This is a genomic window from Paracoccus alkenifer, assembly GCF_900108405.1.
GTDB classification, from domain to species: domain Bacteria; phylum Pseudomonadota; class Alphaproteobacteria; order Rhodobacterales; family Rhodobacteraceae; genus Paracoccus; species Paracoccus alkenifer.
On sequence record NZ_FNXG01000011.1, the window covers coordinates 1 to 24,003 of the forward strand.

Here is a 24,003-nt window from a genome sequence, read left to right on the forward strand (position 1 = left end):
TTCGCGCCGTGGCGTGACAGCCTGCTGATGCCTGCCACTGTCCGTCCCGGCGGGCTGTGGCAGCTCGACCTGCAATCGAACACGGTCAGCCGATTCGAGCCGCGCCTGCCCAGACTCAACCGCCTCGACAGCAACCCGGAATATGCTTTGGGCGGGCCGTTTTTTGTGCAAGCTTTCGGTGAGGTGATCTGGGCCGTGGCCAGCAAGGATATCTTTCGCTTTGACGGCGAAAGATGGGAACGGATCAAGCACCCTGACCTGCCCTGAATCCGCCCGGTTTTGGCCCAGGCACCGTCGGCGGCATCAGCGAGCCGATCACCCACGCGGCCCAGATCCGTGAAAATTCAAGAACACTTTGCCAAGTTCAGCGGCGATCATCGGCAGGCAGGCTGTATAGTCCGACCAGAGCGGTTGTGCCCGTCTGTCTATGCTTGCGGAAAGAAAATCAGGTCAGGCTGGGGGCGTTGGAAGCGGTTCTGACGGGGTGTTGTCCGTCAATTACGTTGGTGTGCCATGTCCGCTCTGCTGGGGTCGTAATCAAACGGCTGGCGGGTTACGGGCGTTCGGCTATGGAATGGAGTGAGCAGGTAAGAGCGCTTATTTATACTTGCTGCGCCATATTTTGAATGACTTTCACTTGCGATGCGAAAGCAAAGCCGATGGGCCAATCGCAGCCGGGGCGCAGTTCGGGCGACGCTTCGTTGTCTCGCAAGGATTTTTCGCGTCGAAACATGGCATGAGTGCCGCTGACGCCGAGGATTGTCGTCTTGTGGCCGCAAGGAACAATGGCAGCCGACAAGGCCAAGTGGGCGTCTTTCAGAAACAACGACAAGAAACGATCGCGGTGAACGGAATCAGTCGGATATCCAGCCGGGTGCAGAAATTGAAAGGGTCAAAGGGGTCAAGCCGCCCGTTTGCAGCGAATGGCGAACGGGAAAGGCCGCGCAGATTGCTGCGCGGCCGATCGTTCAGGCCCGGCTTTGTGGCGGGCAACCGGGGCCGTCCCTGCCGGGCGGCCCCGGCCTGGATCAGCCCTCGCCCATGCCCTGCGCAGGCTCCGAGGCGGCACCTGCGCGCAGCTTTTCCTCGATCCGGCGACCGACATCGGCGTCGATGCTTTTCCAGTAGTCGAGCGCGCGGCTCAGCACCGGCTCGCGCACGCCGCCCGCAAGGCTGCCGGCGACTTGATCGACCAGCGCCTGGCGCTGCGCGTCGTCCATCACCTCGCGCACCAGCGTGCCGGGCTGGGTGAAGTCGTCGTCGCCGGGGCGCAGCGTATAGGCCTGGCGCACCATGTCACCGTCGGTTTCCCAGCCGTCATAGGCCGGACCGGTGTCGTCCGCCCAGGGCCGGCCGCCGCTGTTGGGGGCATGGACCGGGGCCGCGCCGGTGTGATGATAGTTCATCGGCCCGTCGATCATATAGGTGTTCACCGGCACCTTGGGCTGGTTCACCGGCAGCTGGTGAAAATTCGCGCCGATGCGGTTGCGCTGCGCGTCGTTATAGGCGAACGCCCGGCCCAGCAGCATCTTGTCCGGCGACAGCCCGATCCCCGGCACCAGATTGCCGGGCGAAAACGCCGCCTGCTCGATCTGGGCAAAGAAGTTGTCCGGATTGCGGTTCAGCGTCATCACACCGACCTTGATCAGCGGGTAATCTGCGTGCGGCCAGGTCTTGGTCAGGTCAAAGGGGTTGATGCGATAGGTCTTGGCCTCGGCGTAGGGCATGACCTGGACCGACATCACCCATTTCGGATGGTCGCCACGCTCGATCGATTCGAACAGGTCGCGACGGTGGACATCGGCGTCCTCGCCCGCCATCCGCGCGGCTTCCTCGTTCGAGAAATAGCTTTCGCCCTGCTGGGTGTGGAAGTGGTATTTCACCCAGAATTTCTCGCCCGCCGCGTTGATCCACATATAGGTGTGCGAACCATAGCCGTTCATGTTGCGCCAGGTGCGGGGCAGGCCGCGCTGGCCCATCAGATAGGTGACCTGATGCGCGGTTTCCGGGTTGAGGGTCCAGAAATCCCACTGCATGTGGTTGTCGCGCAGGCCCGACGCGGGCAGGCGTTTCTGGCTGCGGATGAAATGCGGGAACTTCATCGCGTCGCGGATGAAAAAGACCGGGGTGTTGTTGCCGACCAGGTCGTAGTTGCCCTGATCCGAATAGAACCGCAGCGAAAAGCCGCGCACGTCGCGCCAGCTGTCGGGGCTGCCCTGCTCGCCGGCCACGGTGGAAAACCGCGCCAGCATGTCGGTCCGCGCGCCTTTCTGGAACAGCGCAGCCTTGGTGTATTTCGACACGTCCTCGGTCGTCTCGAAGAACCCGAAGGCGCCCGAGCCCTTGGCGTGGGGCTGACGCTCGATCACCTTTTCGCGGTTGAAATGCGCCATCTGTTCAAGGAAATGCACATCATGCAGCAGGATCGGGCCGTCGGCGCCGATGGTCAGCGAATTGCGGTCGCTGGGCGCGGGGGCGCCGTTGGTCATGGTCGAATGACCCATGCCGGAATAGTCGGTCTTGGTGTTGTCGGTCATGTCCGTTCTCTCTCCTGGTTAAAAATCACTGGGATGCGGGCCGGGCGAGGCCGTCGGCTTGATCCAGCGCGGCCAGCGCGACCGCGACTGTGTCCTCCATCCGGTCCACGCTGCGGGTGCGGGCCATCAGTTGCAGCCCGTGGTGAAGCGTATTGAGGAACCGGGCGTGGCGGCGGCTGTCCACCTGTGGCGGGATCGAGCCATCGGCGTGGCCGCGGTCGATCACCTCGGCAAAGGCCGCCTCCATCGAGTCGAGGTCGCGGGCGACCACGCGCTGGACCTCGGTGTCATGCGCCTCCATCTGGGCGGCTTCGTTGCAGCTGAGACAGCCAAAGGGGCGGCCTTCCTGGCGGGCCTGCTCGACGATCAGGGCGAAAAACGCGGTGATCGCCTCGCGCGCGGTGGCGCGGCTTTGCAAAAGTTCCCGCATCATCTGCGTCCGTTCGTCGCAATAGCCCGACAGCGCTGCCAGAAACAGGTCGCGCTTGCTGCCAAACGTCTCATACAGGCTGCTTTTGCTCAGCCCGGTAGCGGTCAGCAGGTCGACCATGGTCGTGGCCTCGTAGCCCTTGGTCCAGAACACTCTTGTGGCCTGTGTCAACGCATCCTCGGCGATGAATTCCTTGGGCCGTCCCATGTTCCGTCCATCCTTTGTTCCTGCTGCACGGGTTCACTAGCAGTTATGGACTGGGCAGTCCAGAACGAATCACCCGCCCCCCGCGACAGGGTTCCGCAACGTCGCGCGGGACGCGCCGGGCGGGTCCGGGGGGCATGATGTGGCGGATTTGGACCGATATGTCTGCAACGCGAATCCAAGTGTTCCGTGTCGCGGCGAACACTGCTAACAGGGGATTAAGTATATCGTCATCATTTGAAATCAGTGGTCTACACGTAATGTCCCGCAGAAGCCTTGCAGATGCCGTGTTCGACCGGCTTGAAATTGCGATCAAGTCCGGTGCCTATCAGGACGACGACCGGCTGCCCTCCGAGCATGAGATGGCAGCCGAATTCGATGTGTCCCGTCCCGTCGTGCGCGAGGCGCTGCGGCGGCTGCGTGAAAAGGGGCTGATCTATTCTCGCCAGGGTGCGGGCAGTTTCGTCCGCACGCTCGGGGTGCGCAGCCCGCTGGGCTATGGGCCGCTGGAAAACGTCGCGGACCTGATGGATTTCTATGAATTCCGCCTGACGGTCGAGCCTGCGGCGGCGGCGTTGGCGGCGGAACGCCACGATGCCGAGCTGCTTGACGGCATCGCCTCGGCCATGGGGATCATGCGCTATGCCGCCAGCCGGCAGACCCAGCGCGAAGACGCGGATTTCCAGTTCCACATGGCGGTCGCGGCGGCCTCGGGAAACAGCTATTTCTCGACCTCGATTTCGGCGCTGCGCGAGCATATCGCCGCGGGGGTCAGGTTCCACAACAGCTCGGCACGCCGCGAGATCGAGGAAACCGGCCGCGACATGGAAGAGCACGAACAGGTGTTCCTGGCGATACAGGATCGCGATGCCGACCGCGCGGCCGAGGCGATGCGCGCCCATTTGCTGAGCCTGCGCGACCGTCTGTTCGAACGCCGCCGCAGCGATCCGCGGCCGGAATGAACCTGCGCCGGCCAGCGCGCCGGGGGGCCGGCTCAGCCGTCCGCTTCAAGCGTTTGCGCCGACAGCGCGCAATGGACCGCGGGCATCGCATCGGGGGCGGGGTCGCAGGTCTCACCGGGGGCCAGCGGCTCGATGGTCACGTCGGTTTCGGTCAGGATCACGCGCCACGGATGGATATGAGAGCCGCTTTTGTCGCTGTGGCCATAGGGCGTAAAGTTCAGCGCGGTTTCACCGCAGCGGGCCTCGATCACCTGCAACCCGGCGCCCTCAAGCACCTGCGCGACCACATCCGCCTTGGCCAGACATTCCTGCGTATCCTCGGCCGAGGTCAGCGCCAGATGGGTGCCGCCCCCCTGCGCAAGCGTCAGGACCACGAGAACCGGTTTCAACATTCGCCACTCCTGTGCAGCCGGGTTGGGGCAAACATAGCGCGTCTTGCGGCGAAAGCCGATGCCCGCGCAGCAAGGGGGCGCCATTTCGCGCCTGTGCGCCCGGCGACAGGTCGTCGCAGGGCCGGAAAAATCGGAACGCCACATGACAGATGACAGCATGGCTGCCGCCGCGTCCCTTTCCGCAGACGGCGAGATCCCGTTGCGCGACATCCCGGTGGTGATCGTCACCAGATTTTCGTTTTTTGGAAAATCCGGGTGGAAAAGCGACGCCTCGCGCGACCGCGAGCTGCTGTTCCAGCCCCAGCGGCTGGAACAGCGGCTGCGGCTGTTTTCGTAGATCACCCTGCCGTCGCTGGCCGCGCAGACGGAGCCGGATTTTCACCACTTCATCCTGACCAGCCGCGACCTGCCGGCAAGCGCTGCCGCGGGGCTGGCCGAAGCCTGCGCCCGCAGCTATGGCGACCCCGCGCGGTATTCCATCGTGGCCGAGCGGCCGATGCCCGCACGCGCGGCGCTGCGCCGCTTTCTGCAACGGCGCTATCCGGGGCAGACCATGGCGCAAGTCGCGCTGGACGACGACGACGGGCTGGCCGCCGATTTCGTGCAGGAACTGCGGCGGCAATTCGCCCTGATCGAGCAGGAAACCCCGGACATCGGCCGGAAACTGCCGTATTTCGTATCCTATTCCCGCGGTTTCGGGCTGATGCTGCGCGAAAATTCCGGTAGCGGCCCGGCGCTGTTCCGCATCCGCTACCCCTATATCAACCTTGGCCTGACGATGATCGTTTCGGACCACGCCAAGAACATCCTTGCGATCCAGCACAAGAAGGCCCCGCCGAAACTGGGCGTCCGGCTGATTGGAGACCCGCCGATGTATGTCCGCGGCATCCACGACTTCAACGATTCGCGGGTCGAGCAATCCGCCCGCTGGGTGCCACAGCGGGATGATGACGAGGTGAGGGCGCGATTCCCGTTCCTGTTCACACCTGAGGGGTTTGTCGATTGGGCCGGGTGATTGCCGTCACGGCATCATAGCTCGGGCCGCTCGATGCCTTCTTGGTCGCTTGCTGGAACAGGGGCGTCCGGGGCCAGCCGCGTGACGAACTTTACCCCGTAAGCCTGCTTGACGATCTGCCGCTTGGTCTTGAGCAGCCCCGCGGCGCGCAGAACATTGTCGTTGCGGTAATGGACCGCCTGAATTTCGTTGTCGGCTGGCAGGGCCTGCCCCTTCATCTTGCCGCCCATGATGTAATGCTGTTCTTCGGAAAGCTCGTGCCAGTCCAGCCCGGCGCGGAGGATCGCCACAGGCAGGCTGAGCTGATCCAGATATGGGCGGCGCCGTGGAATGTTTTCTTGCCGGTCCAGAATGCGCGCGGTTTCATACCAGATGTCGGCAAAGCGCCCGTTAGGGCCGTGGCGCTCGGGAAAGACGACAAAGCCGGAGCTGTAATAGGGCGCCACCAGACCCTTGTTGCGCATAAGAGTGATGCGCTGTTCCGGCACGTCCATGCCGAAAACCGGGTAGATGCTGTCCCAGACATCCTGCCCGGTCCATCCCATCCACGCCGCGGGCGAACAAGAGACATGCCCGGGCCGGAACAGGCTGGCAGGATCGGTCGTGCGCAGGAACATCACGTCGCTGTCGATAAAGGCGGAATAATCCGTCTCGCGCGGTTGCAGGCAGGCCAGTATCTTGTTGCCGTGCGGATAGGGGCTGTCCCACATCGCTTCGGTTTTGAACGGGCGGATTTCGGCATCCAGCATCTCATGCGCCCTGAGCACCGCGGGGTGCAGATCGCCCATCATCTGTTCCGGGCAATAGCCGACGACCTTGACCGGGCCGGGCAGGAATTGCCGGATCGAGGCCAGCAGCACGCTGCCCATCATCGCATAGGGACCGGGCTGCGCGATATAGAACAGGGTTAATGAGCTCATCGGAATATCCCGTGGCGCAAGGTCAATCCCCGCGCATTTCGAGGGGCGTGGACGGCGTCCGCACGAACACCACCGAGCCGCTGTCGGCCTCTGCCCCGCTTTCGGCAAAGCCCAGCCCCGCCAGCGCCGGTTCGTAATCGGCGCGGATGGCGGCGGGGTCGGCGTCCGCGTCCAGCGGGATGATGACGCGGCGCACCGTGGCCAGCGGCATCGCGGCCAGCGTGGCCGGGCTGACGTCGTGGGGGCGTGACAGGCGCAGCGTGTCGGGGCGGAAATCGCGCAGGCAGGCGGCAAGGCCGCGGGCCTCGTCCGGGCCGTCGGCGCCCAGCCGCAGCGACCCGCCGACCACCCGCAGCTGCGCGCTGTCGCCCATGCCGTTGCGGCGGTGGACCGCCTTGGCCGCATCGGCCAGACCGGGGCGGTCGTCCTGCACCATCACGATCAGCCGGGGGTTCGCGCGCAGGGCCTTGATCGCGGCCAGCCCCACGCCGCCGCCGACATCCAGCAGCCGCACCGCATCGCCCAGCGTCGCCGTGATATTGCGGACATGGCGGCGCTCGAACTTGCCGGCGCGGACCGCGGCCAGTGCGGTTTCGGCGAACACTCCCGGGTCGGCGGGCAGCTCGATATCCTGGTTCGGCACCCAGTCGGCAGCGTCGGACAGCTTGACGACAGGCCGATAGGGATCGGCCGCCGCTATCATGCTTGCCTTGGCCCGGGGCAGGGGTTTCTCGCCCGAGACACGCAGCATCAACTCGGCGATGCGGGTGGGGTCGCGCAGTTTGGGCGGCTTGGCCTCGACATTGGCGATGGGGGTGCTGCTGGCCCCGATCAGCCCCTCGCGCAGCGTGCGATAGGCGTCGGTTTCGCGGAAATCCGCCAGCCGCGCTTCGGCCCCGGTCAGGGCGTCCTCGTGCAGCCGGGCCAGCACCGGGTCGCGCAGCAGCTCGGCCATGATCTCGGCCCGGCGCGGTGCGTGGCGCAGAATGCGGGTGTCCGCGACCTCGTTGCGGTCCTGCAAGGCCCAGTAATCGGCGTTATACTTGTCAGCTTTGTTGTTCACATTGCCGCGCAGCCGGCGCAGCGCATAGGCATCGACCGACTTGACCGCATAGTGGTTCATCTGCGCCCAGTCATAGCCGATCGAGCGCCGGATCGAGCGCCAGCCGTGAAAGCGGAAATAATCCGGCATCTCGCGCCCCGAGCCGTTCAGCCAGCGCACGCTGTCGGCAAAGCCGCTTTCCAGATGCTTGTTGCGGATCGAGGGGCGGTGGATGCCCAGCTTCCAGTATTCCGGGTCGAATTTGAACAGCGTCTTGACGCCCCAGCCCTTGTTCCAGTCGGCCGGCGCGGCGCGCGTGTATTGTTCCGTCACCGGCGCGCGCGACCAGTCCACCACCCCGTTCGAGCCAAAGATGCGCCAAGTGATGACGATGCCGTTTGCGCCCTGGGCCACCGCATCGTCCAGCATCCCGTCGATGCTGCCCGAGGGGTGATTCACCGACAGGAATTCATCGGCGTCGAACACCAGCACCCAGTCGGCATCCTGCACCAGCGGCTCTTCCTGCGCGTGGCCCAGGGCCGAGGGCTGGGGCTTGACGCCCGGCGCGATCACATTGGGGCGGTGGTGGCCCAGCCCCAGTTCTTCCAGCCGCTGCAACATCTCGACCGTGCCGTCGGTGCAGTCGTTGGTATAGACGAGAATGTCGGTGAAACCGACGGCAAGATGATGGGCGAACCATTCCAGCAGGAACGGCGCCTCGTCCTTCATCATCGACACGGCCATGACGGTGCCGTGGGGGCTGACGTGTTTTTTCAGGTTCACGGCTTGGCTCCGTAAAAAAGCGGCAACTTTTCTCTTTCGGGCTGAAAGACGCCCGAATTTCTCGTTATTGCGGCGATCGAACCGCAATCTGAAGCGCGCGCTGGGTGTCGGGGTGGTCGGGGTCGACACCTAATTCTTTCAGGCGGTGCATGCGTCCGCGAAGAATGCCCTCGGTCGATGCAGGGTGAAGCTCATATATCTTGAGATAGTTTCTTGCGCGAATCTTGCGCTCTCCGACATTTCGGGATGTCGGCCCTGAAGGCTGGATATGCCAGTTTGCTGATGCAATCGGGACATGCCGGAATTCCGCCCGCTCTTGCAGTTTCAGCAAAAACTCCCAATCCTCGCTCATTGTAAGGTTGCGATCGAATTGAAGGTTCCGGATAATTGTCCGAGGTGCAAAGAATGCGTGAACCGGGATGAAGTTTCGCACCTCAAGATCGGCAAGCGGTTTTCGCGCAGTGCTTTTTTCTTTTGTGCGAATGGTGGAAATCACGCCATCGGCGCCAGTTTCTTCAAAGATTTTGCGGTAATCGGTAAAGTGGACGATGTGGTCGGTCAACCTGTCCAGCAGCCCAAGCATACAGTCAGCGTTGAGCGTATCATCGTCGTCAAGGAATGAAATATGGCGACCGGATGCAAATTGCAGGCCCGCGTTGCGCGTCTCGGCTGGACCCCGGTGACCCGGAAGGGACAGGAACACGTCACTATTGCGCAGGTGATCAAGAGCGACACGCCGAGTTTCATCGCTGCCTTCGTCTGCACAAAGCACGATCTGGATTCCATCCCCCAGTGCCTTGACCGAGTCCAAAGCGCGCCGCAGAAGCCGGGGCCGATAATGAGTCGTTACGATGACTGACAGGCGGGGCGTTTCCACTTGGCATCCTCTGGATTTCGCTTTGAACAACAAATCGGTGCGGAATAGCTGTGGGACGACAGGCCCGATAAGCCGTATTTCAACGGTAGTTGCGCTCCGGCTTGGCGCAGACTGGATAGCTCAATAGGGAGAGTGGCTTGGCTTGAGCGTCCGCCTCGTCACCCGAACATGCTTATCCCTCCAGCGCCGCTGCCGCCTCGATCCCCGCCTGTTCGCACATCCGCGCGACATAGGAATTTTCCAGCGGCGGGTTCTTGCGCCACCAGGGCTTGGTGCCGTTGGTGTAAAGATGGACGGAAACGGTGGCGTCGGTGAAATGGCCCTCGACCCGGCCGTGTGGGTCAAAGAACACGTCGTTCAGCTGGAAGGGCACCGGATACAGCACGTCGGGGGTCATGGCGCGGGCGATGTCGCCGGTCTGCTGCGCGAACCAGGTGAACGCCTGCGGGCCGAATGCGGTGCGCTCGGTCTTGTAGATGGCGGCGGCGTGGGACAGCCCGCCCTTTTCGGTCAGCTTGTCCATCTGGCGGCGCTGTTTCTTGCCCCACCAGGCCGGATAATCGGGCAGGTTGTCGTAGTAGTCCAGCAGCCGGTCCATCAGCTCGCATTCGCGCGGCAGCCCGACGACGCCGCAGTTCAGCGCCCCGCGCATCCCGTGGCCGGCGAACACATAGTCCCATTCCTCGGGGAACGGCCGGTGGCAAAAGGCGTCGCAGTCGATCCACAGCGCCCCGGTCTGCCGGATCATCTTGTAGCGGAACACGTTCGACAGGAACGAGGCCGAGGTTTCCGCAACCAGCGCCATGTCCAGATCCATGATCTCGGAGGCGGGGCGGATCTCGACGCCCTCGGGGGCATTGTCCACCGCATCGGTGCAGTAAAGCGTGACCGGATGGCCGTGCAGCAGATGCGATTTGAGGCACAGCTGGTTGAGGTAATGCAGCCGGTCGCCGATCCACAGCGAGGCTACCGGGCGTCGGTCAAGGGTCATCTGGAAAACTCGCTACAGGCAGAAATACGGGGTTATTAGCCGCTGCGTTCCATATACGCCAGTGGCTTGCGGCAAAATGGCTGCCCGGCGGTCAGGCGTCCGGTTCCTGCCCCGCGCGGTCGCGCAGCGCCGCCTGCGCGCGCGATCGCAGGCGGAACAGCCGGCGTTGCAGCTCCATCGGCAGCACCGGGGTCGAGGGCGCCTGCGCCAGCCGCGTGAACAGCAGCGAGCGGCGGTCGTCCAGCAGCGCCTCTGCAATGCGGGCGCGGCGCCATGCGATGCCCGCCTCGTGCAGCCGCGCCAGCTCGGGGTCGGACAGGAAAGCGGCGATCTGCTGGCGGACCGCAGGCAGGTGACGCAGGATGCGCCGATCCTCGACCGCGTCGAAGTTCCGCTCGATCCAATAGCCGAGGTCGATGGATTCGTCCTCGCGGTTGGGGGTGGCGCGCATGGTCTTGACCAGAAAATTCTCGGCCGAGCCAAGCGCATAGTGGTTGATCTGCGCCAGCCCGTATTTGTCGGTTTCCGACAGGATGAAACTGCTTGAGGGCCGGAATTTCTGCCCGTTCCCGTCCACCCACAGGCCGTGTGGAGCGCTGCCGCCCTGCGCGCGGGGGCGGTGGACGCCCAGCCTTGCGTGATGCGGGGCGTTGCGAAACAGGCTTTTATACTGGCCGGCGCGCAGCGGCCACAGCAGCGCCTCGGGGCCGCAGCGGGTGAACTGCTCGATCACCAGCCCGGGCTGGAACTGCAACCGGCCTGCGCTGCCGAACATCCGCCACGGCACCGCGAACCCATCGGCCTGCGGCGCGGCGGCGAACAGGTCGTCCAGCCGGCCCGCGCCCGCGTGGATCACCAGGAACTCGTCCACGTCGGCCACCATGATCCAGTCTGCCCGCTGCACCAGCGGATGCGCGCGCGCCCGGGTCAGCGCCTGCCACTGCACGGCTTTTTGTCCCTGCCGCGGGTTGGGCAGATGGGTGATGATTCCTCGCGCCGCCAGCCGGTCCAGCATCGCATCGGTGCCGTCGGCGCAGTCGTTGGAAAAGACAAGGAAATCCGTAAAGCCGATAGCGCGGTGATAGGCGATCCATTCCAGCAGGAACGGCGCCTCGTCGCGCATCGAGGTGATCATCAGCCGCATCGGCGCCACCTGGGTTCGGGCTGCGATCTGCAACAAAATTTCGATAGACCATGGAATATACGAGATAAACTGATAAGAAAACGCCGATTTGAGTCGCGGAGCGTTTGCCATGAAAATTGCCGTCGCCGGGCTGGGCTATGTCGGCCTGTCCCTTGCCGTGCTGCTGGCGCAGGGCGACAGCGTGCTGGCGCTGGATGTCAGCCCCGCGCGGGTCGATCAGGTGAACCGCGGGCTTTCGCCGATCGAGGATGCCGATATTGCCGCGTTTCTGGCCGGGCGCAGGCTGGACCTGACCGCGACGCTGGACCCGGTGCAGGCGTTTTCCGGCGCCGAATATGTCATCGTGGCCACGCCAACCAACTATGACCCGCGCAGCAACCGCTTTGACACCTCCAGCGTCGAGCTGGTGATCGCGCAGGTCCGCAGCATCGCGCCGGACGCCACCATCGTGGTGAAATCGACCGTGCCCGTGGGGTTCACCCAGCGGATGCGTGCCGAACACGGCTGGGACGGCATCCTGTTTTCGCCCGAGTTCCTGCGCGAGGGGCGGGCGCTGCATGACAACCTGCACCCCTCGCGCATCGTGGTCGGCGATACCACCCCGCAGGCGCGGCGCTTTGCCGACCTGCTGCTGGCCGGTGCGGTGGACAAGGATGTGCCGGTGCAGTTCACCGGCCCGACCGAGGCCGAGGCGATCAAGCTGTTTTCCAACACGTTTCTGGCGATGCGGGTCGCATTCTTCAATGAACTGGACAGTTTCGCGCTGACCAACGGGCTGGACGCGCGCCAGATCATCGAGGGCATGTGCCTCGACCCGCGGATCGGCGCGCATTACAACAACCCCAGTTTCGGCTATGGTGGCTATTGCCTGCCCAAGGATACGCGGCAGTTGCTGGCGAATTACGCCACCGTGCCGCAGAACCTGATCGCGGCGGTGGTGGAATCGAACCGCACCCGCAAGGACGTGATCGCCGAACAGATCGTCGCGCGGGCACCCCGGACCGTCGGTGTCTATCGGCTGGTGATGAAGGCCGGGTCCGACAATTTCCGCGACAGCTCTGTGCAGGGGATCATGAAGCGGATCAAGGCCAAGGGCATCCCGGTGGTGGTCTATGAACCGGTGCTGGACGAGGAACATTTCTTCAACTCGCCGGTCATCCCCGACCTGGCCGAGTTCAAGGACCGGGCCGAGCTGATCATCGCCAACCGCCTGACCGAGGATCTGGCCGACGTCGCCGACCGCGTGTTCACCCGCGACCTGTTCGGGAACGACTGATGCGCTGCGCCCTTGTCACCGGCGCGGCCGGGTTCATCGGGTTCCACCTGTCGCGGCTGCTGCTGGCCGAGGGCTGGCGCGTGGTCGGCGTTGATAACCACAACGACTATTACGACCCGGCGCTGAAAGCCGCGCGCGAGTCGCAGCTTGCGTCCGACCCCGATTATCGCGCGGTGCGCGGCGCGGTCGAGGATCCCGGCCTGCTGACGGCGCTGTTCGCCGAGGAACGCCCCGAGGCGGTGGTCCATCTGGCCGCGCAGGCCGGGGTCCGCTATTCGATCGAGAACCCGCGCGCCTATGTGCAGGCGAACCTGCTGGGCACGTTCGAGCTGCTGGAAGCCGCGCGCGCCCATCCGCCGCGGCACATGCTGCTGGCCTCGACCAGCAGCGTCTATGGCGCGAACACCGAAATGCCCTATCGCGAGACCGACAAGGCTGACAGCCAGATGTCGTTCTATGCCGCGACCAAGAAATCGAACGAGGCGATGGCGCATTCCTATGCGCATCTGTTCGGCCTGCCGGTGACGATGTTCCGTTTCTTTACCGTCTATGGCCCGTGGGGGCGGCCCGACATGGCGCCCTATCTGTTCACCAGCGCGATTTTCGACGGCCGCCCGATCAAGGTGTTCAACCACGGCGACATGCTGCGCGACTTTACCTTTGTCAGCGATCTGGTGCGCGCCATCCGGCTGCTGGTCGATGCGGTGCCGGGGGGTGAGCGGGCAGGGGATTTCGACAGCCTGTCCCCGGTTGCGCCCTATCGCGTGGTCAATATCGGCAACGGCGCCCCGGTCCCGCTGCTGGATTTCATCGCCGCGATCGAGTCTGCTGCCGGCCGCAAGGCGCAGCGCCAGATGCTGCCCATGCAGCCGGGCGACGTGCCGGCCACCTGGGCCGATACCACGCTGCTGCGGGCGCTGTCGGGCTATGCGCCGCAGACTGCTGTGGCGGATGGCGTCGCGGCCTATGTGGCGTGGTTTCGGGAATATTACGGGGGCGGCGCCTAGTCTGCGCCGCCGGAGCGGGGGTTTTCCACCCCCGCGGCCGCTGCCGCGGCCTTCCTCGCTGAAAACAGTCCACAGGACTGTTTTCCGGGCGCTCGGAAGCCCCGAGGATATTTTCGGCAAGATGAAAGAGCCGGCGGCCGGTCAGCCGTGGGCGCGGCCGACGTCGGCGGGGGCATGGCTGACCGACTTGACCACCGCGGTCACTGCCTCGCCCGGGGCGATGCCCAGCTGGGTGGCTGAACGGCGGGTGATGCGCGACAGCACCGGGCCGGCAGGGGTGGACAGCCGCACCAGCACCTGGCCGCGTTGGTCGGTCAGCGTCTCTACCGTGCCGGGCAGGATGTTCAGCGCTGAAATTTCCGCGGGCCGCCCTCGGGCCAGCATCACATCGGGGGCGGCGATCCGCAGCCGCAGGCTTGCGCCGGGCGGGGCCGCCAGCGTGGGCAGGAACAGCGGCAGGCCACCCGCGGCAAGCTCGGTCACGCCGTCGTCGTGGTGGCGGATGACCTGCGCCTCGATCACGGCGCCGGCCTCGCGGCCCGGGCCGGCGGTCAGCGGGTCGGCAAGCACCTCGGCGGCCGGGCCGATGCGGGTGATGCGGCCGGCGTCCAGCATCACCACCGTGGTGGCGATGCGCGCCACCTCGGCCGGGGAATGGCTGACATAGAGCATCGGCACCCCCCATTCGTCGCGCAGCCGTTCCAGATAAGGCAGGATCTCGCCCTTGCGGTCGTCGTCCAGCGCCGACAGCGGTTCATCCGCAAGGATCAGCCGCGGATCGGCCAAAAGCGCGCGGCCGATGGCGACGCGCTGGCGTTCGCCCCCCGACAGCGTGGTGGGCGCGCGGTCCAGCAGCGCGCCGATGCCCAGCATCTCGACCACGGCGGATTCGGGGGTGCGCCGGGTGTGGGTGGGGGTGAACCAGCGCCCATAGCGCAGGTTCTGGCGCACGCTCAGATGCGGAAACAGCCGCCCGTCCTGAAAGACCACCCCCAGCCGGCGGCGGTGGGGCGGCACGAACAGGCGCCGGGCGGTGTCGGTCAGCACCGTGCCCCCGACCTCGACCCGGCCGTTGTCGGGGCGCAGCAGCCCGGCGACCGCGTTCAGCACCGTGGATTTGCCCGACCCCGACGGCCCGAACAGCACCGTCACCCCGTCGGGCGCGTCAAAGGCAAGATCCATCGAGAAATCCGCCAGCCGGTAGCGCAGCGAGACCGAAATGCTCATCGTCCCTGCACCCGCCGCGTGGCGCGCCGTGCCAGCACCTCGGACGCGACCAGCGCCGTCATCGCGACCGCCACCGACACCAGCGCCAGCCGCGCCGCCGCGGATTCGCCCCCCGGCACCTGCAAAAAGCTGTAGATGGCCGAGGGCAGGGTCTGGGTTTCACCCGGAATGTTGGAAACAAAGGTGATGGTGGCGCCGAATTCCCCCATCGCCTTGGCAAAGGCGAGGATGGCGCCCGCGATCACCCCGGGCAGGATCAGCGGCAGTGTGACCGTGGCCCAGACCCAGGCGCGCGAGGCACCCAGCGACCCCGCCGCCTGTTCCAGCCGGGGGTCCACCGCCTCGACCGACAGGCGGATGGCGCGGACCATCAGCGGAAACGACATCACCGCGGCCGCGACCACCGCCCCGGTCCAGCGAAAGGCAAAGACGATGCCGAACCACTGGTCCAGATACTGCCCCAGCCAGCCGCGCCGCCCCAGCGTCAGCAGCAGCACATAGCCCGTGACCACCGGCGGCAGCACCAGCGGCAGATGCACCAGCCCGTTCAGCAGCCCGTGGCCCAGAAACCGCCAGCGGGCCAGCGCATGGGCGACCAGCAGCGCCGGCGGCAGGCTGGCCAGCGTCGCCCAGAACGCCACGCGCAGCGACAGGCGCAGCGCGTCCCATTCGGCGGGCGACAGCCAGTCGCTCATCAGTTCAGGACCGTGAAGCCCTGCGCGGCGAACGCCTCGCCGGCCTGTGCGCTGCCCAGCAGGTCCAGAAAGGCGCGGTCGGCGTCGTCCGCGGCGTTTTTCAGCAGCGCCACGGGATAGACCACGGCTTCATGCGAATCGGCGGGAAAAGTGCCGACGACATGGACCTTGGGCTCGGCTGCGGCGTCGGTGGCATAGACGATGCCGTAGGGGGCCTCGCCCGTCGCGACCAGCGCCAGCGCCGCGCGCACGTTGTCGGCCTGCGCGACCGAGGGCGCCACTGCGTCCCATTCCCCCAGCGTGGTCAGCGCCTCTTTGCCGTATTGCCCGGCGGGGACCGAATCGATCAGCGCCATGGCCAGCTTGCCGCCGTCCAGCATCCCCGCCAGGTCAAAGCCCGGCGCCGGGGTCACCTGCGACGCGTTTTCGTCATGGGCGACCAGCACCAGCGTGTTGCCAAGCAGGTCGGCGCGGGTGCCGGGGACCACCTCGCCGCCCTTTTCGACCTCGTCCATCCACTGGACCGAGGCCGAGATGAAGATGTCGGCCGGCGCACCGTCCAGGATCTGCTTGGCCAGCGCGTTCGAGCCGGCATAGCTGATCGCCACGTCATGGCCGGTCTCGGCCTGGAACGACTCGGCGATGGGGTCCAGCGCGGTTTTCATCGAGGCGGCGGCGAACACCACCACGTCGTCGGCCAGCGCGGGCAGGGCAAATGCGGCGCACAGCAGGGGCGCGGCAAGGGCGGGGATCAGGCGGGACATGTGGGACTCCGATGGTTATATTTTGCCAAACATAACCGGCGTGGCGCGAGGCTCAACCGTTATTTCCGGGCGGAGCCTTCGCCAGCATCCCGCGCAGCGCCGCCAGCCGTTCGGCGTTGACCTCGGTCGCGGCGGCTTCGATTTCGCGAAACAGCGCCAGCACCTGCCGCCCGGTATCGGTCAACGAGGCGCCGCCTCCGCCCGCGCCGCCGCGCGCGCTTTCGACCAGCGGGGCGCTGAACATCCCGTTCAGCGTCTCGACCAGCATCCAGGCGCGCTTGTAGCTCATGCCCATCTCGCGCCCTGCGGCCGAGATCGAGCCGCTGCGTTCGATCCCTTCGAGCAGGGCGACCTTGCCGGGACCGATCATGTCCTGCTGCGTAAAGAACAGGCGGATGAAGAACTCGGGGCGCAGATGCGGGGTGCTGGTCATGGGCACAGAATCCGACATTGCGCGCGCGGGGGCAAGGCCGGACAATGGGGCGCGCTGCTCAGCCCTTGTGCACGCTCAGGCTGGTGCCCCACGGGTCGCGGATGGTGACGCTATCCCCCGCCGCCCCCAGCCGCGCGCCAAAGCCGGGCGTATCGGCGATCAGGGCGATTTCGGCCAGCCCGGTGGTTCCGTCTGCCCGCGGGCCGGCGCCGCGGCTGTTCCAGATATTGGCGGCCAGATGGTGGTGATACCCGTCCGCGCCGAAAAACAGCGCGCCGGGATAGCGCGACATCACCGCAAGCCCCAGCCGGTCGGCATAAAACGCCTTGGCCTGGTCAAGATCGCCGACCTGCAAATGCACATGGCCGATGCTGCTGCCTGCGGGCAGCCCGGCGAAACGGGCGCGGCCGGCCTGTGCCGCCAGCGCGCGCAGATCCAGCGGCAGCGTCGCCATCGAGACGCTGCCGTCCGCCGCCAGCGGCCATTCGCCCCGCTCGCGGTCGTGATAGATCTCGATGCCGTTGCCCTCGGGGTCGGTCAGATACAGCGCCTCGCTGACCAGATGGTCCGAGGCCCCGTCCAGCGTCACCCCCATCGCCAGCGCGTGGACCAGCCAGTCCGCCAGCGCCGCGCGCGAGGGCAGCAGAAATGCGGTGTGGAACAGCCCCGCCTCTGAACGCGCGGGGCGTTTGGCGTGGGGGTCGTGGCGCAGTTCCAGCAGGACGCGCCCGTCGCAGCCCAGCAGCTGGCGCCTGCCGGTGGCGTCGTCCCTGTCGGCCAGCAGCCGCAGCCCGATCACGTCCTGATAATAGCGGCTGAGCGCCGTCAGGTCGCGCACGATCAGCGCAACCCAGCCGATCCGCAACGAGGTCGTGGGTGTGGCGCAAGGGGTCATCTGGGCCGGCCTTTGTTTCTGAACATTCGGGATCTCCCTGTGATACAGCTAGGCAGCCGGGATGCGCGGCACAAGGATCGCCGCCGACGGCCGGCAGTGCCGCCCCTTGCGCGACGGGGGGAGTTTACTTTCCCGCCCGCAGCGGCTGTTCTGCGCGGCGTTCCAATCTGCCGGGTGGGGCGATGATCTACCGAATTGCGACAGGTCTTGCCGGTCCCGCGCTGAGGGCCGCGGTGCCGCTGGCCGGCGCCCTGCTGCGCGAGCGGCTGGCGCTGGACGTGGCCGCGCAGCCCGGGGGCGCGATCTGGGTCCATGCCGCCAGCGTGGGAGAGCTGAACTCCGCCCGCGCCATCATCGCGGCGCTGGCCGCGCATCATCCGGTGGTGGTGACGACGAATTCGACCACCGGGCGGGCGGTGGCGCGCGATTGGGGCCTGCAAGCGCAGCTGGCGCCGCTGGATGTGCCGGGGGCGGTGCGGCGGTTTCTGGACGCGGTGCGGCCGGCGCTGATGGTCACGGTGGAAAACGAGATCTGGCCCAACCGCGCCGCCGAGGCCCGCCGCCGCGCCATCCCGCAGGCGGTGATCGGGGCGCGGATGTCGGAACGATCCGCCCGCGGCTGGGGGCGGGCACGAGGGCTGATCGGGCCGGTGCTGGCGGGGCTGGACCTGCTGTCGGCGCAGGATGCGGGGACGGAAACGCGGCTGCGGGCGCTGGGGCTGCCGCAGGCGGCGCTGGCGGGGCGGCTGAACCTCAAGCTGCTGGGGCCGGCGGCGATCCGGCCGGGGCCGGAAAGCGCCGCGCGCGACCTTGTGTGGCTGGCGGCCTCGACCCACCCGGGCGAGGAACAGGTGGTGCTGGCCGCCCATGCCGCGCTGGCCGCGCGTATCCCGGGGCTGCGGCTGATCCTCGCCCCCCGCCACCCGCGCCGCGCCGCCGAGGTGGCGGCGCTGGCGGTCGCCGCCGGCTTTGCGCCCGAACCGCTGGGTGCGCGCGAGGTGGCGGCGGCCGGCGCGCCGCCCCTGTTGCTGATCGACCGGCTGGGGGCGCTGAATGGTGCCTATGCCGCGGCCGGGGTGTGCCTGACCGCCGGCTCGCTGGCCGATCACGGCGGCCATACCCCGTGGGAACCCGCGGCCCATCGCTGCGCGCTGTTGCACGGACCGCATGTGGGGAATTTCCGCGCCGATTACGCGCTGCTGGATGCCGAGGGCGCGGCGCGGCTGGTAACGCCCGCGACGCTGGCCGAGCGGCTGGGCGCGATTCTGGCCGACCCCGGCCGCCGCCGCGCCATGGGGCAGGCGGCGCGGCGGGCGCTGGACGCCGCCGCCCCCGACCCCGCGCCGCTGGTCGCCCGGCTGCTGGCGCTGGCCGCGCGGGCGCGCGGGGATGCGGGCGCCGCGCCGGCGCGGTCCGGGGCGCGGTCCGGGCTGCCGCCGCCACCCGATCCGAACAAGCTTGCACGGCGCGGCCGCAATTCCGATATTCATGGTCCGGCAGGAGACCAGGAATGATCCGTTACACGCTGCGTTGCGACAAGGGGCATGATTTCGACAGCTGGTTCCGCTCGGCCGCGGCCTATGACGCGCTGAGCGGCGCCGGGCAGGTCAGCTGTGCCGTCTGCGGCAGCGTCTCGGTGCAGAAGGCGCCGATGGCCCCGGCCGTCCCCGCGCGCGAGGACGCCGGCGCCGCGCCCCCCGGCAAGGGCGACGAACCCGGGCGCCCGCTGGCGCGCCCCGCCTCGGCGGCCGAGGCCGCGTTGCAGGCGCTGCGCCGCCATGTCGAGGAAAATTCATCCTATGTCGGCCGGGACTTTGCCTCGACCGCGCGCGCCATGCACGCAGGCGACATCCCCGAGCGCTCGATCCACGGCGAGGCCCGCCCCGATGAGGCCCGCAAGCTGATCGAAGAGGGCGTGCCCGTCGCCCCGCTGCCCTTTCGCCTGACCCGCAAGCTGTCCTGAGCCGCGCCGGGCCGGGGCGCTGCCCCGAAGCCGGGGATATTCGGGGCAGGACGAAACGGCGGGCGGCGGGCGCCGATTTGGCCTTGATGCCACTTGCCCCTGCGCCTGCGCTGCCCTATCAGCCCCCCGTTCCACCCGGCGACTGGAGGCTTTGGATGCCGCTTCTGGTGATGAAATTCGGCGGCACCTCGGTGGCCGATCTGGACCGCATCGCGAATGCGGCCAAAAAGGTCCAGCGCGAGGTCGAGCGCGGCTATGACGTGATCGTCATCGTCAGCGCCATGTCCGGCAGGACCAACGAGCTGGTCGGCTGGGTCGAGGGCACCTCGCGGCTGTATGATGCGCGCGAATACGACGCCGTGGTCGCCAGCGGTGAAAACGTCACCGCCGGGCTGATGGCGCTGCGGTTGCAGGAAATGGGGGTTCCGGCGCGCAGCTGGCAGGGCTGGCAGGTGCCGATCAACACCACCGACCAGCACGGCGCGGCGCGGTTCGTGTCGATCCCGCGCGACAATATCGACCAGAAATTCGCCGAAGGGATGCGGGTGGCCGTGGTTGCCGGGTTCCAGGGGGTGGCGCCGGACGGGCGCATCACCACGCTGGGCCGGGGCGGATCGGACACCACGGCGGTGGCCTTTGCCGCGGCCTTTGGCGCCGAACGCTGCGATACCTATACCGACGTCGACGGGGTCTATACCACCGACCCGCGGATCAGCGCCAAGGCGCGCAAGCTCGACCGCATCGCGTTCGAGGAAATGCTGGAACTGGCCTCGTTGGGGGCCAAGGTCTTGCAGACCCGCTCGGTCGAGCTGGCGATGCGTTTCAAGGTGCCGCTGCGGGTGCTGTCGTCGTTCGACGAAACCGATGAGACCAGCGGCACGCTGGTGTGCGATGAGGATCAGATCATGGAAGCCAAGGTCGTCACGGGCATCGCCTATTCGCGGGACGAGGCCAAGATCACCCTGATCACGGTCGAGGACCGGCCCGGCATCTCGGCCGCCATCTTCGAGCCGCTGGCCGCGGCCGGGGTGAACGTGGACATGATCGTCCAGAACATCTCGGAAAAGAACTATGAGGATCACGCCGGCGCCGTGACCGACATGACCTTTTCGGTTCCCGTCGCGCAGGTCGAACATGCCCGCGGGGCGATGGAGGCCGCGCGCGCCGAGGGCAAGATCGCCTATGACGAGCTGAGCGTGGACACCGAGGTCGCCAAGGTATCCGTCGTCGGCATCGGGATGCGCAGCCATGCCGGGGTCGCCGCGCGCATGTTCCGGGCGCTGGCCGACGAAAACATCAACATCAAGGTGATCTCGACCAGCGAGATCAAGATTTCGGTGCTGATCGACCGCAAGTATGTGGAACTGGCCGTGCAGGCGCTGCATGATGCCTTTGAGCTGGAAAAAGCCTGACCCCTGCCCGTCGGGCGGACCCGGCCCGACACCGCAAGCAAAAGGCGTGCCGCAGATGCAGGACCGGACCGAAAGCGAATCGCGAAAGCTGCTGCGGCGGCTGCGCGACACGCTGGCCGCGCCCGGTGACGGTCAGGCGCGGCTGAACAGCATCACCCATCACATCGCCGATTCGATGCGGTCGCAGGTCTGCTCGATCTATCTGTTCCGCGACCCCGAGACGCTTGAGCTGTGCGCGACCGAGGGGCTGCGCCCGCAGGCCGTCCACAAGACCCGCCTGCGGCTGGGCGAGGGGCTGGTGGGCCGCGTCGCCCGCACCGGCCAGCCCGTGAACACCGCCAACGCCCCGTCCGAGCCGGGTTTCCGCTACATGCCCGAAACCGGGGAAGAGGTGTTCCCGTCGTTTCTGGGCGTCCCGATCCGGCGCGTCGGCGAAAAGCTGGGGGTGCTGGTCGTCCAGTCCCGCGAGGCGCGCGAGTTTTCCGAGGACGAGGTCTACGGCCTGGAAGTCGCCGCCATGGTGCTGGCCGAAATGGCCGAGCTGGGCGCGTTCCTGAGCAATGGCGAGCGCCCCGAGCATCACCGGACCGCCGTGTTCCGCGGCGTCCCCGCGCAAGAGGGCGCGGCCGAGGGGCAGGTCTGGCTGCACGAGCCGCGCGTCGTGATCACCAATCCGGTCGGCGACGACCCCGAAAAGGAACGCGCCCGCCTGGCCGAGGCCGTGGCCATGCTGCGCCAGACCGTGGACGAGATGGTCAGCGCCGCCGATCTGGCCAGCGACGAGGGGCGCGGTGTGCTGGAAACCTATCGCATGTTCACCCGCTCGCGCAGCTGGCTGCGCCGGATGGAGGAAGACATCGACCTGGGGCTGTCGGCCGAGGCGGCGGTGGACAAGGAACAATCCCACGCCCGCGCCCGGCTGGAAAGCACCGCCGACCCCTATCTGCGCGAGCGGTTGCAGGATCTGGACGATCTGTGGAACCGGCTGCTGCGCATCCTGACCGGGCAGGGCCGCGACACCGGGCTGCCGATGCCCGACAACCCGATTCTGGTCGCGCGCAACATCGGCCCGGCCGAGCTGCTGGAATACGGTCGGCGGCTGCGCGGGGTGGTGCTTGAGGACGGCTCGGTCGGCAGCCATGCGGCCATTGTCGCGCGAACGCTGTCCATTCCGCTGGTGGTTCACGCCGGGCGCATCACCGCCGAGGCGCTGAGCGGCGATTCCATCCTGGTCGATGGCGAAACCGGGGTGGTGCATCTGCGCCCCGAGGACAGCGTGGCGGCGGCGTTCCGCGAACGCATCGCCATGCAGGCCAAGGCGATGCAGCGCTATGCCGGGCTGCGCGACCTGCCGGCGACGACGACATGCGGCACCACCATCCGGCTGTGCATGAATGCCGGGCTGATGGCGGATCTGCCCAGCCTGATCAGCTCGGGCGCCGAGGGGGTGGGGCTGTTTCGCACCGAATTGCAGTTCCTGATCCGCACCCGCGTGCCGCCGCGGGCCGAACTGGCGGCCTCTTATCGTCGGGTGATGGACAATGCGCGCGGCCGGCCGGTGGTGTTTCGCACGCTCGACATCGGCTCGGACAAGATCCTGCCCTATATGAAGCGGATCGAGGAGCCGAACCCCGCGATGGGCTGGCGCGCGATCCGTGTCGGGCTGGACAAGCCCGGCGTGCTCAAGATGCAGTTGCAGGCCCTGATCCGCGCCGCCGCCGGGCGCGAGCTGAGCGTGATGTTCCCCTTTATCGCCAGCGGCGAGGAATTCGCCAGCGCCCGGGGGATGCTGAACAGGCAGCTCGACCGCGAGGCCGCGATGGGCCACGAGATGCCGACCGCCGTCAAGGTCGGGGCGATGCTGGAAACGCCCTCGCTGGCATTTGCCTCGGACGGGTTTTTCCGCAGCTGCGATTTCATCTCGATCGGGGGCAACGACCTCAAGCAGTTTTTCTTTGCCGCCGACCGCGAGAACGAGCGGGTGCGGCGGCGCTATGACACGCTGTCGGTGCCCTATCTCAACTTTGTCGAGATGATCGTGAAACGCTGCGCCGAACATGACGTGTCGCTGAGTTTCTGCGGCGAGGACGCGGGCCGCCCGCACGAGGCCGCGGCCCTTGCCGCGCTGGGGCTGCGCACGCTGTCGATGCGGCCGGCCTCGATCGGGCCGGTCAAGGCGCTGCTGCGCAGCCTCGACCTGACCGCGCTGCGCCGGGTGATCGACGGGGCGCGCGCGGGCGGAGAAACCAACCTGCGCCCGGCCGTGGTCCGGTTCCTCGCCGGCGATTAATCCGCGGCGCAGCCCGCCAGCGCCGCCCCGATCGAGCGGATCAGCGCCGGATACATCCCCGGCCCCGGCGGGATCTGTGCGCCGATGGGGTCCAGCACCCGGGTGGTGACCTTACGCCCCTGAAACACGGTGGCGATCAGGTCGGGGTCGAACTGCGGTTCGGTCAGCGCGCAGGTGACACCCATTTCCGCGGTCCGCCGGCGCAGTTCGGCGATCCGGGCGGGGCCGGGGGCCGAGGCGTCGCTGATGGAAATGGCGCCCGTGGCCGGCAGGTCAAAGCGGTTCTCGAAATACTGATAGGCGTCGTGAAAGACGACATAGCGCAGCCCGTGCAGCGGGGCGATCTCGGCCCGCGTGTCGGCGGTGGCCGCGTCGATTTCCGCGGCGCCTTGGGTCGCGTTGGCGCGGTAAAGCGCGGCGTTGTCCGGGTCCGCCGTGGCCAGCGCGGCGGCGATGGTGTCCAGCCACAGCCTGCCGTTTTCCGGGTCCAGCCAGGCATGGGGGTCGGTCGGGCCGTGGACATGCCCGTCGTGGTCATGTTCCCCGTGGTCGTGGTCGTGGTCGTGGTCGTGGTCGTGGTCGTGGTCGTGGTCGTGGTCGTGGTCGTGGTCGTGGTCGTGGTCGTGGTCGTGGTCGTGCGGCGCGGCGTGGTCGTCGTGGGAATGCGCCTCGAACAGGGGGCTGCTGCGGGTGGGCAGGACCGTGGTGCCGGGGCTGTGCAGCAGGTCGATCCGCGCCGCGGTG

At 67.1% G+C, this 24,003-nt stretch carries 25 protein-coding genes; 10 read left to right on the plus strand and 15 right to left on the minus strand.

Going from position 1 to position 24,003, the window contains the following annotated elements:
• A partial coding sequence (locus BLW83_RS15780; protein WP_177172596.1) for a hypothetical protein occupies positions 1-267 on the plus strand: 267 nt, incomplete at its 5' end.
• 334 nt (positions 268-601) lie between these two features.
• Here BLW83_RS15780 and BLW83_RS15580 read toward each other — a convergent pair.
• The 3 genes from BLW83_RS15580 to BLW83_RS14890 all read right to left on the minus strand — a co-directional run bounded on the left by BLW83_RS15580 (position 602) and on the right by BLW83_RS14890 (position 3,174).
• Positions 602-832, minus strand: a complete 231-nt coding sequence (locus BLW83_RS15580; protein ID WP_143042864.1) for a hypothetical protein — start codon at positions 830-832, stop codon at positions 602-604.
• A 196-nt stretch (positions 833-1,028) separates the two neighbouring features.
• Complete coding sequence (locus BLW83_RS14885; RefSeq protein WP_177172597.1) at positions 1,029-2,537, minus strand: catalase; 1,509 nt, start codon at positions 2,535-2,537, stop codon at positions 1,029-1,031.
• Positions 2,538-2,562: 25 nt separating this feature from the next.
• The gene (locus tag BLW83_RS14890; RefSeq protein ID WP_090849117.1) at positions 2,563-3,174 is read right to left on the minus strand and encodes a TetR/AcrR family transcriptional regulator; all 612 of its coding nucleotides are present in this window, start codon (positions 3,172-3,174) and stop codon (positions 2,563-2,565) included.
• Between the two features lie 257 nt (positions 3,175-3,431).
• On the opposite strand from BLW83_RS14890, the gene BLW83_RS14895 reads away from it, so the two are divergent.
• Positions 3,432-4,133: a FadR/GntR family transcriptional regulator gene (locus BLW83_RS14895; RefSeq protein WP_090849119.1), complete on the plus strand. Its 702-nt coding sequence runs from the start codon at positions 3,432-3,434 to the stop codon at positions 4,131-4,133.
• A gap of 32 nt (positions 4,134-4,165) precedes the next feature.
• On the opposite strand, the gene BLW83_RS14900 is transcribed toward BLW83_RS14895, so the two are convergent.
• Entirely contained in the window at positions 4,166-4,525 is a 360-nt protein-coding gene (locus BLW83_RS14900; protein WP_143042865.1) for a hypothetical protein, read from the minus strand.
• Positions 4,526-4,667: 142 nt separating this feature from the next.
• Here BLW83_RS14900 and BLW83_RS14905 point away from each other — a divergent pair, with 142 nt between their 5' ends.
• Together BLW83_RS14905 and BLW83_RS14910 are read left to right on the plus strand one after the other, a co-directional pair.
• A complete protein-coding gene (locus BLW83_RS14905; protein ID WP_177172598.1) occupies positions 4,668-4,862 on the plus strand; it encodes a glycosyltransferase in 195 nt (64 codons plus the stop codon).
• Between the two features lie 6 nt (positions 4,863-4,868).
• On the plus strand, positions 4,869-5,540 hold the full coding sequence (locus tag BLW83_RS14910; protein WP_342707539.1) for a glycosyltransferase: 672 nt from the start codon (positions 4,869-4,871) through the stop codon (positions 5,538-5,540).
• Between the two features lie 14 nt (positions 5,541-5,554).
• On the opposite strand, the gene BLW83_RS14915 is transcribed toward BLW83_RS14910, so the two are convergent.
• The 5 genes from BLW83_RS14915 to BLW83_RS14940 all read right to left on the minus strand — a co-directional run bounded on the left by BLW83_RS14915 (position 5,555) and on the right by BLW83_RS14940 (position 11,297).
• On the minus strand, positions 5,555-6,460 hold the full coding sequence (locus BLW83_RS14915) for a hypothetical protein (protein ID WP_090849127.1): 906 nt from the start codon (positions 6,458-6,460) through the stop codon (positions 5,555-5,557).
• A 22-nt stretch (positions 6,461-6,482) separates the two neighbouring features.
• On the minus strand, positions 6,483-8,285 hold the full coding sequence (locus BLW83_RS15855; RefSeq protein ID WP_245728922.1) for a glycosyltransferase family 2 protein: 1,803 nt from the start codon (positions 8,283-8,285) through the stop codon (positions 6,483-6,485).
• Between the two features lie 64 nt (positions 8,286-8,349).
• On the minus strand, positions 8,350-9,162 hold the full coding sequence (locus BLW83_RS14930; RefSeq protein ID WP_177172599.1) for a glycosyltransferase family 2 protein: 813 nt from the start codon (positions 9,160-9,162) through the stop codon (positions 8,350-8,352).
• A 172-nt stretch (positions 9,163-9,334) separates the two neighbouring features.
• Positions 9,335-10,153: a hypothetical protein gene (locus BLW83_RS14935; RefSeq protein ID WP_090849132.1), complete on the minus strand. Its 819-nt coding sequence runs from the start codon at positions 10,151-10,153 to the stop codon at positions 9,335-9,337.
• Positions 10,154-10,244: 91 nt separating this feature from the next.
• Positions 10,245-11,297, minus strand: a complete 1,053-nt coding sequence (locus BLW83_RS14940; RefSeq protein WP_177172600.1) for a glycosyltransferase family 2 protein — start codon at positions 11,295-11,297, stop codon at positions 10,245-10,247.
• Positions 11,298-11,406: 109 nt separating this feature from the next.
• Here BLW83_RS14940 and BLW83_RS14945 point away from each other — a divergent pair, with 109 nt between their 5' ends.
• Both BLW83_RS14945 and BLW83_RS14950 read left to right on the plus strand, forming a co-directional pair.
• Complete coding sequence (locus BLW83_RS14945) at positions 11,407-12,573, plus strand: nucleotide sugar dehydrogenase (RefSeq protein WP_090849135.1); 1,167 nt, start codon at positions 11,407-11,409, stop codon at positions 12,571-12,573.
• Entirely contained in the window at positions 12,573-13,580 is a 1,008-nt protein-coding gene (locus BLW83_RS14950) for an SDR family NAD(P)-dependent oxidoreductase (RefSeq protein WP_090849137.1), read from the plus strand. The genes BLW83_RS14945 and BLW83_RS14950 overlap by 1 nt, the downstream gene beginning before the upstream one ends.
• A gap of 141 nt (positions 13,581-13,721) precedes the next feature.
• On the opposite strand, the gene modC is transcribed toward BLW83_RS14950, so the two are convergent.
• Genes modC through BLW83_RS14975 form a run of 5 tightly spaced genes read right to left on the minus strand, consistent with a single transcriptional unit; the run spans position 13,722 to position 17,594 of the window.
• Positions 13,722-14,807 carry a molybdenum ABC transporter ATP-binding protein gene (modC, locus tag BLW83_RS14955; RefSeq protein ID WP_090849139.1) on the minus strand — a complete coding sequence of 362 codons (1,086 nt, stop codon included), beginning with the start codon at positions 14,805-14,807 and terminating at the stop codon, positions 13,722-13,724.
• The gene (modB, locus tag BLW83_RS14960) at positions 14,804-15,502 is read right to left on the minus strand and encodes a molybdate ABC transporter permease subunit (protein WP_090849145.1); all 699 of its coding nucleotides are present in this window, start codon (positions 15,500-15,502) and stop codon (positions 14,804-14,806) included. Before modB ends, modC begins: the two co-directional genes overlap by 4 nt.
• Entirely contained in the window at positions 15,502-16,266 is a 765-nt protein-coding gene (gene modA / locus BLW83_RS14965; protein WP_090849148.1) for a molybdate ABC transporter substrate-binding protein, read from the minus strand. The genes modB and modA overlap by 1 nt, the downstream gene beginning before the upstream one ends.
• Positions 16,267-16,318: 52 nt before the next feature.
• The gene (locus tag BLW83_RS14970) at positions 16,319-16,699 is read right to left on the minus strand and encodes a winged helix-turn-helix domain-containing protein (RefSeq protein ID WP_090849149.1); all 381 of its coding nucleotides are present in this window, start codon (positions 16,697-16,699) and stop codon (positions 16,319-16,321) included.
• Positions 16,700-16,757: 58 nt separating this feature from the next.
• Positions 16,758-17,594, minus strand: a complete 837-nt coding sequence (locus BLW83_RS14975) for a VOC family protein (RefSeq protein ID WP_090849151.1) — start codon at positions 17,592-17,594, stop codon at positions 16,758-16,760.
• 182 nt (positions 17,595-17,776) lie between these two features.
• On the opposite strand from BLW83_RS14975, the gene BLW83_RS14980 reads away from it, so the two are divergent.
• From BLW83_RS14980 to BLW83_RS14995, 4 genes are all read left to right on the plus strand, one after another.
• Entirely contained in the window at positions 17,777-19,108 is a 1,332-nt protein-coding gene (locus tag BLW83_RS14980; protein ID WP_090849153.1) for a 3-deoxy-D-manno-octulosonic acid transferase, read from the plus strand.
• Complete coding sequence (locus BLW83_RS14985; protein ID WP_090849155.1) at positions 19,105-19,557, plus strand: DUF1178 family protein; 453 nt, start codon at positions 19,105-19,107, stop codon at positions 19,555-19,557. Before BLW83_RS14980 ends, BLW83_RS14985 begins: the two co-directional genes overlap by 4 nt.
• 155 nt (positions 19,558-19,712) lie before the next feature.
• Complete coding sequence (locus tag BLW83_RS14990) at positions 19,713-20,969, plus strand: aspartate kinase (RefSeq protein WP_090849157.1); 1,257 nt, start codon at positions 19,713-19,715, stop codon at positions 20,967-20,969.
• Between the two features lie 55 nt (positions 20,970-21,024).
• Positions 21,025-23,259: a phosphoenolpyruvate--protein phosphotransferase gene (locus BLW83_RS14995; RefSeq protein WP_090849159.1), complete on the plus strand. Its 2,235-nt coding sequence runs from the start codon at positions 21,025-21,027 to the stop codon at positions 23,257-23,259.
• On the opposite strand, the gene BLW83_RS15000 is transcribed toward BLW83_RS14995, so the two are convergent.
• The coding region (locus BLW83_RS15000) for a zinc ABC transporter substrate-binding protein (RefSeq protein ID WP_090849161.1) at positions 23,256-24,003 on the minus strand (748 nt) is incomplete at its 5' end. The two genes, BLW83_RS14995 and BLW83_RS15000, sit on opposite strands and share 4 nt — an antisense overlap.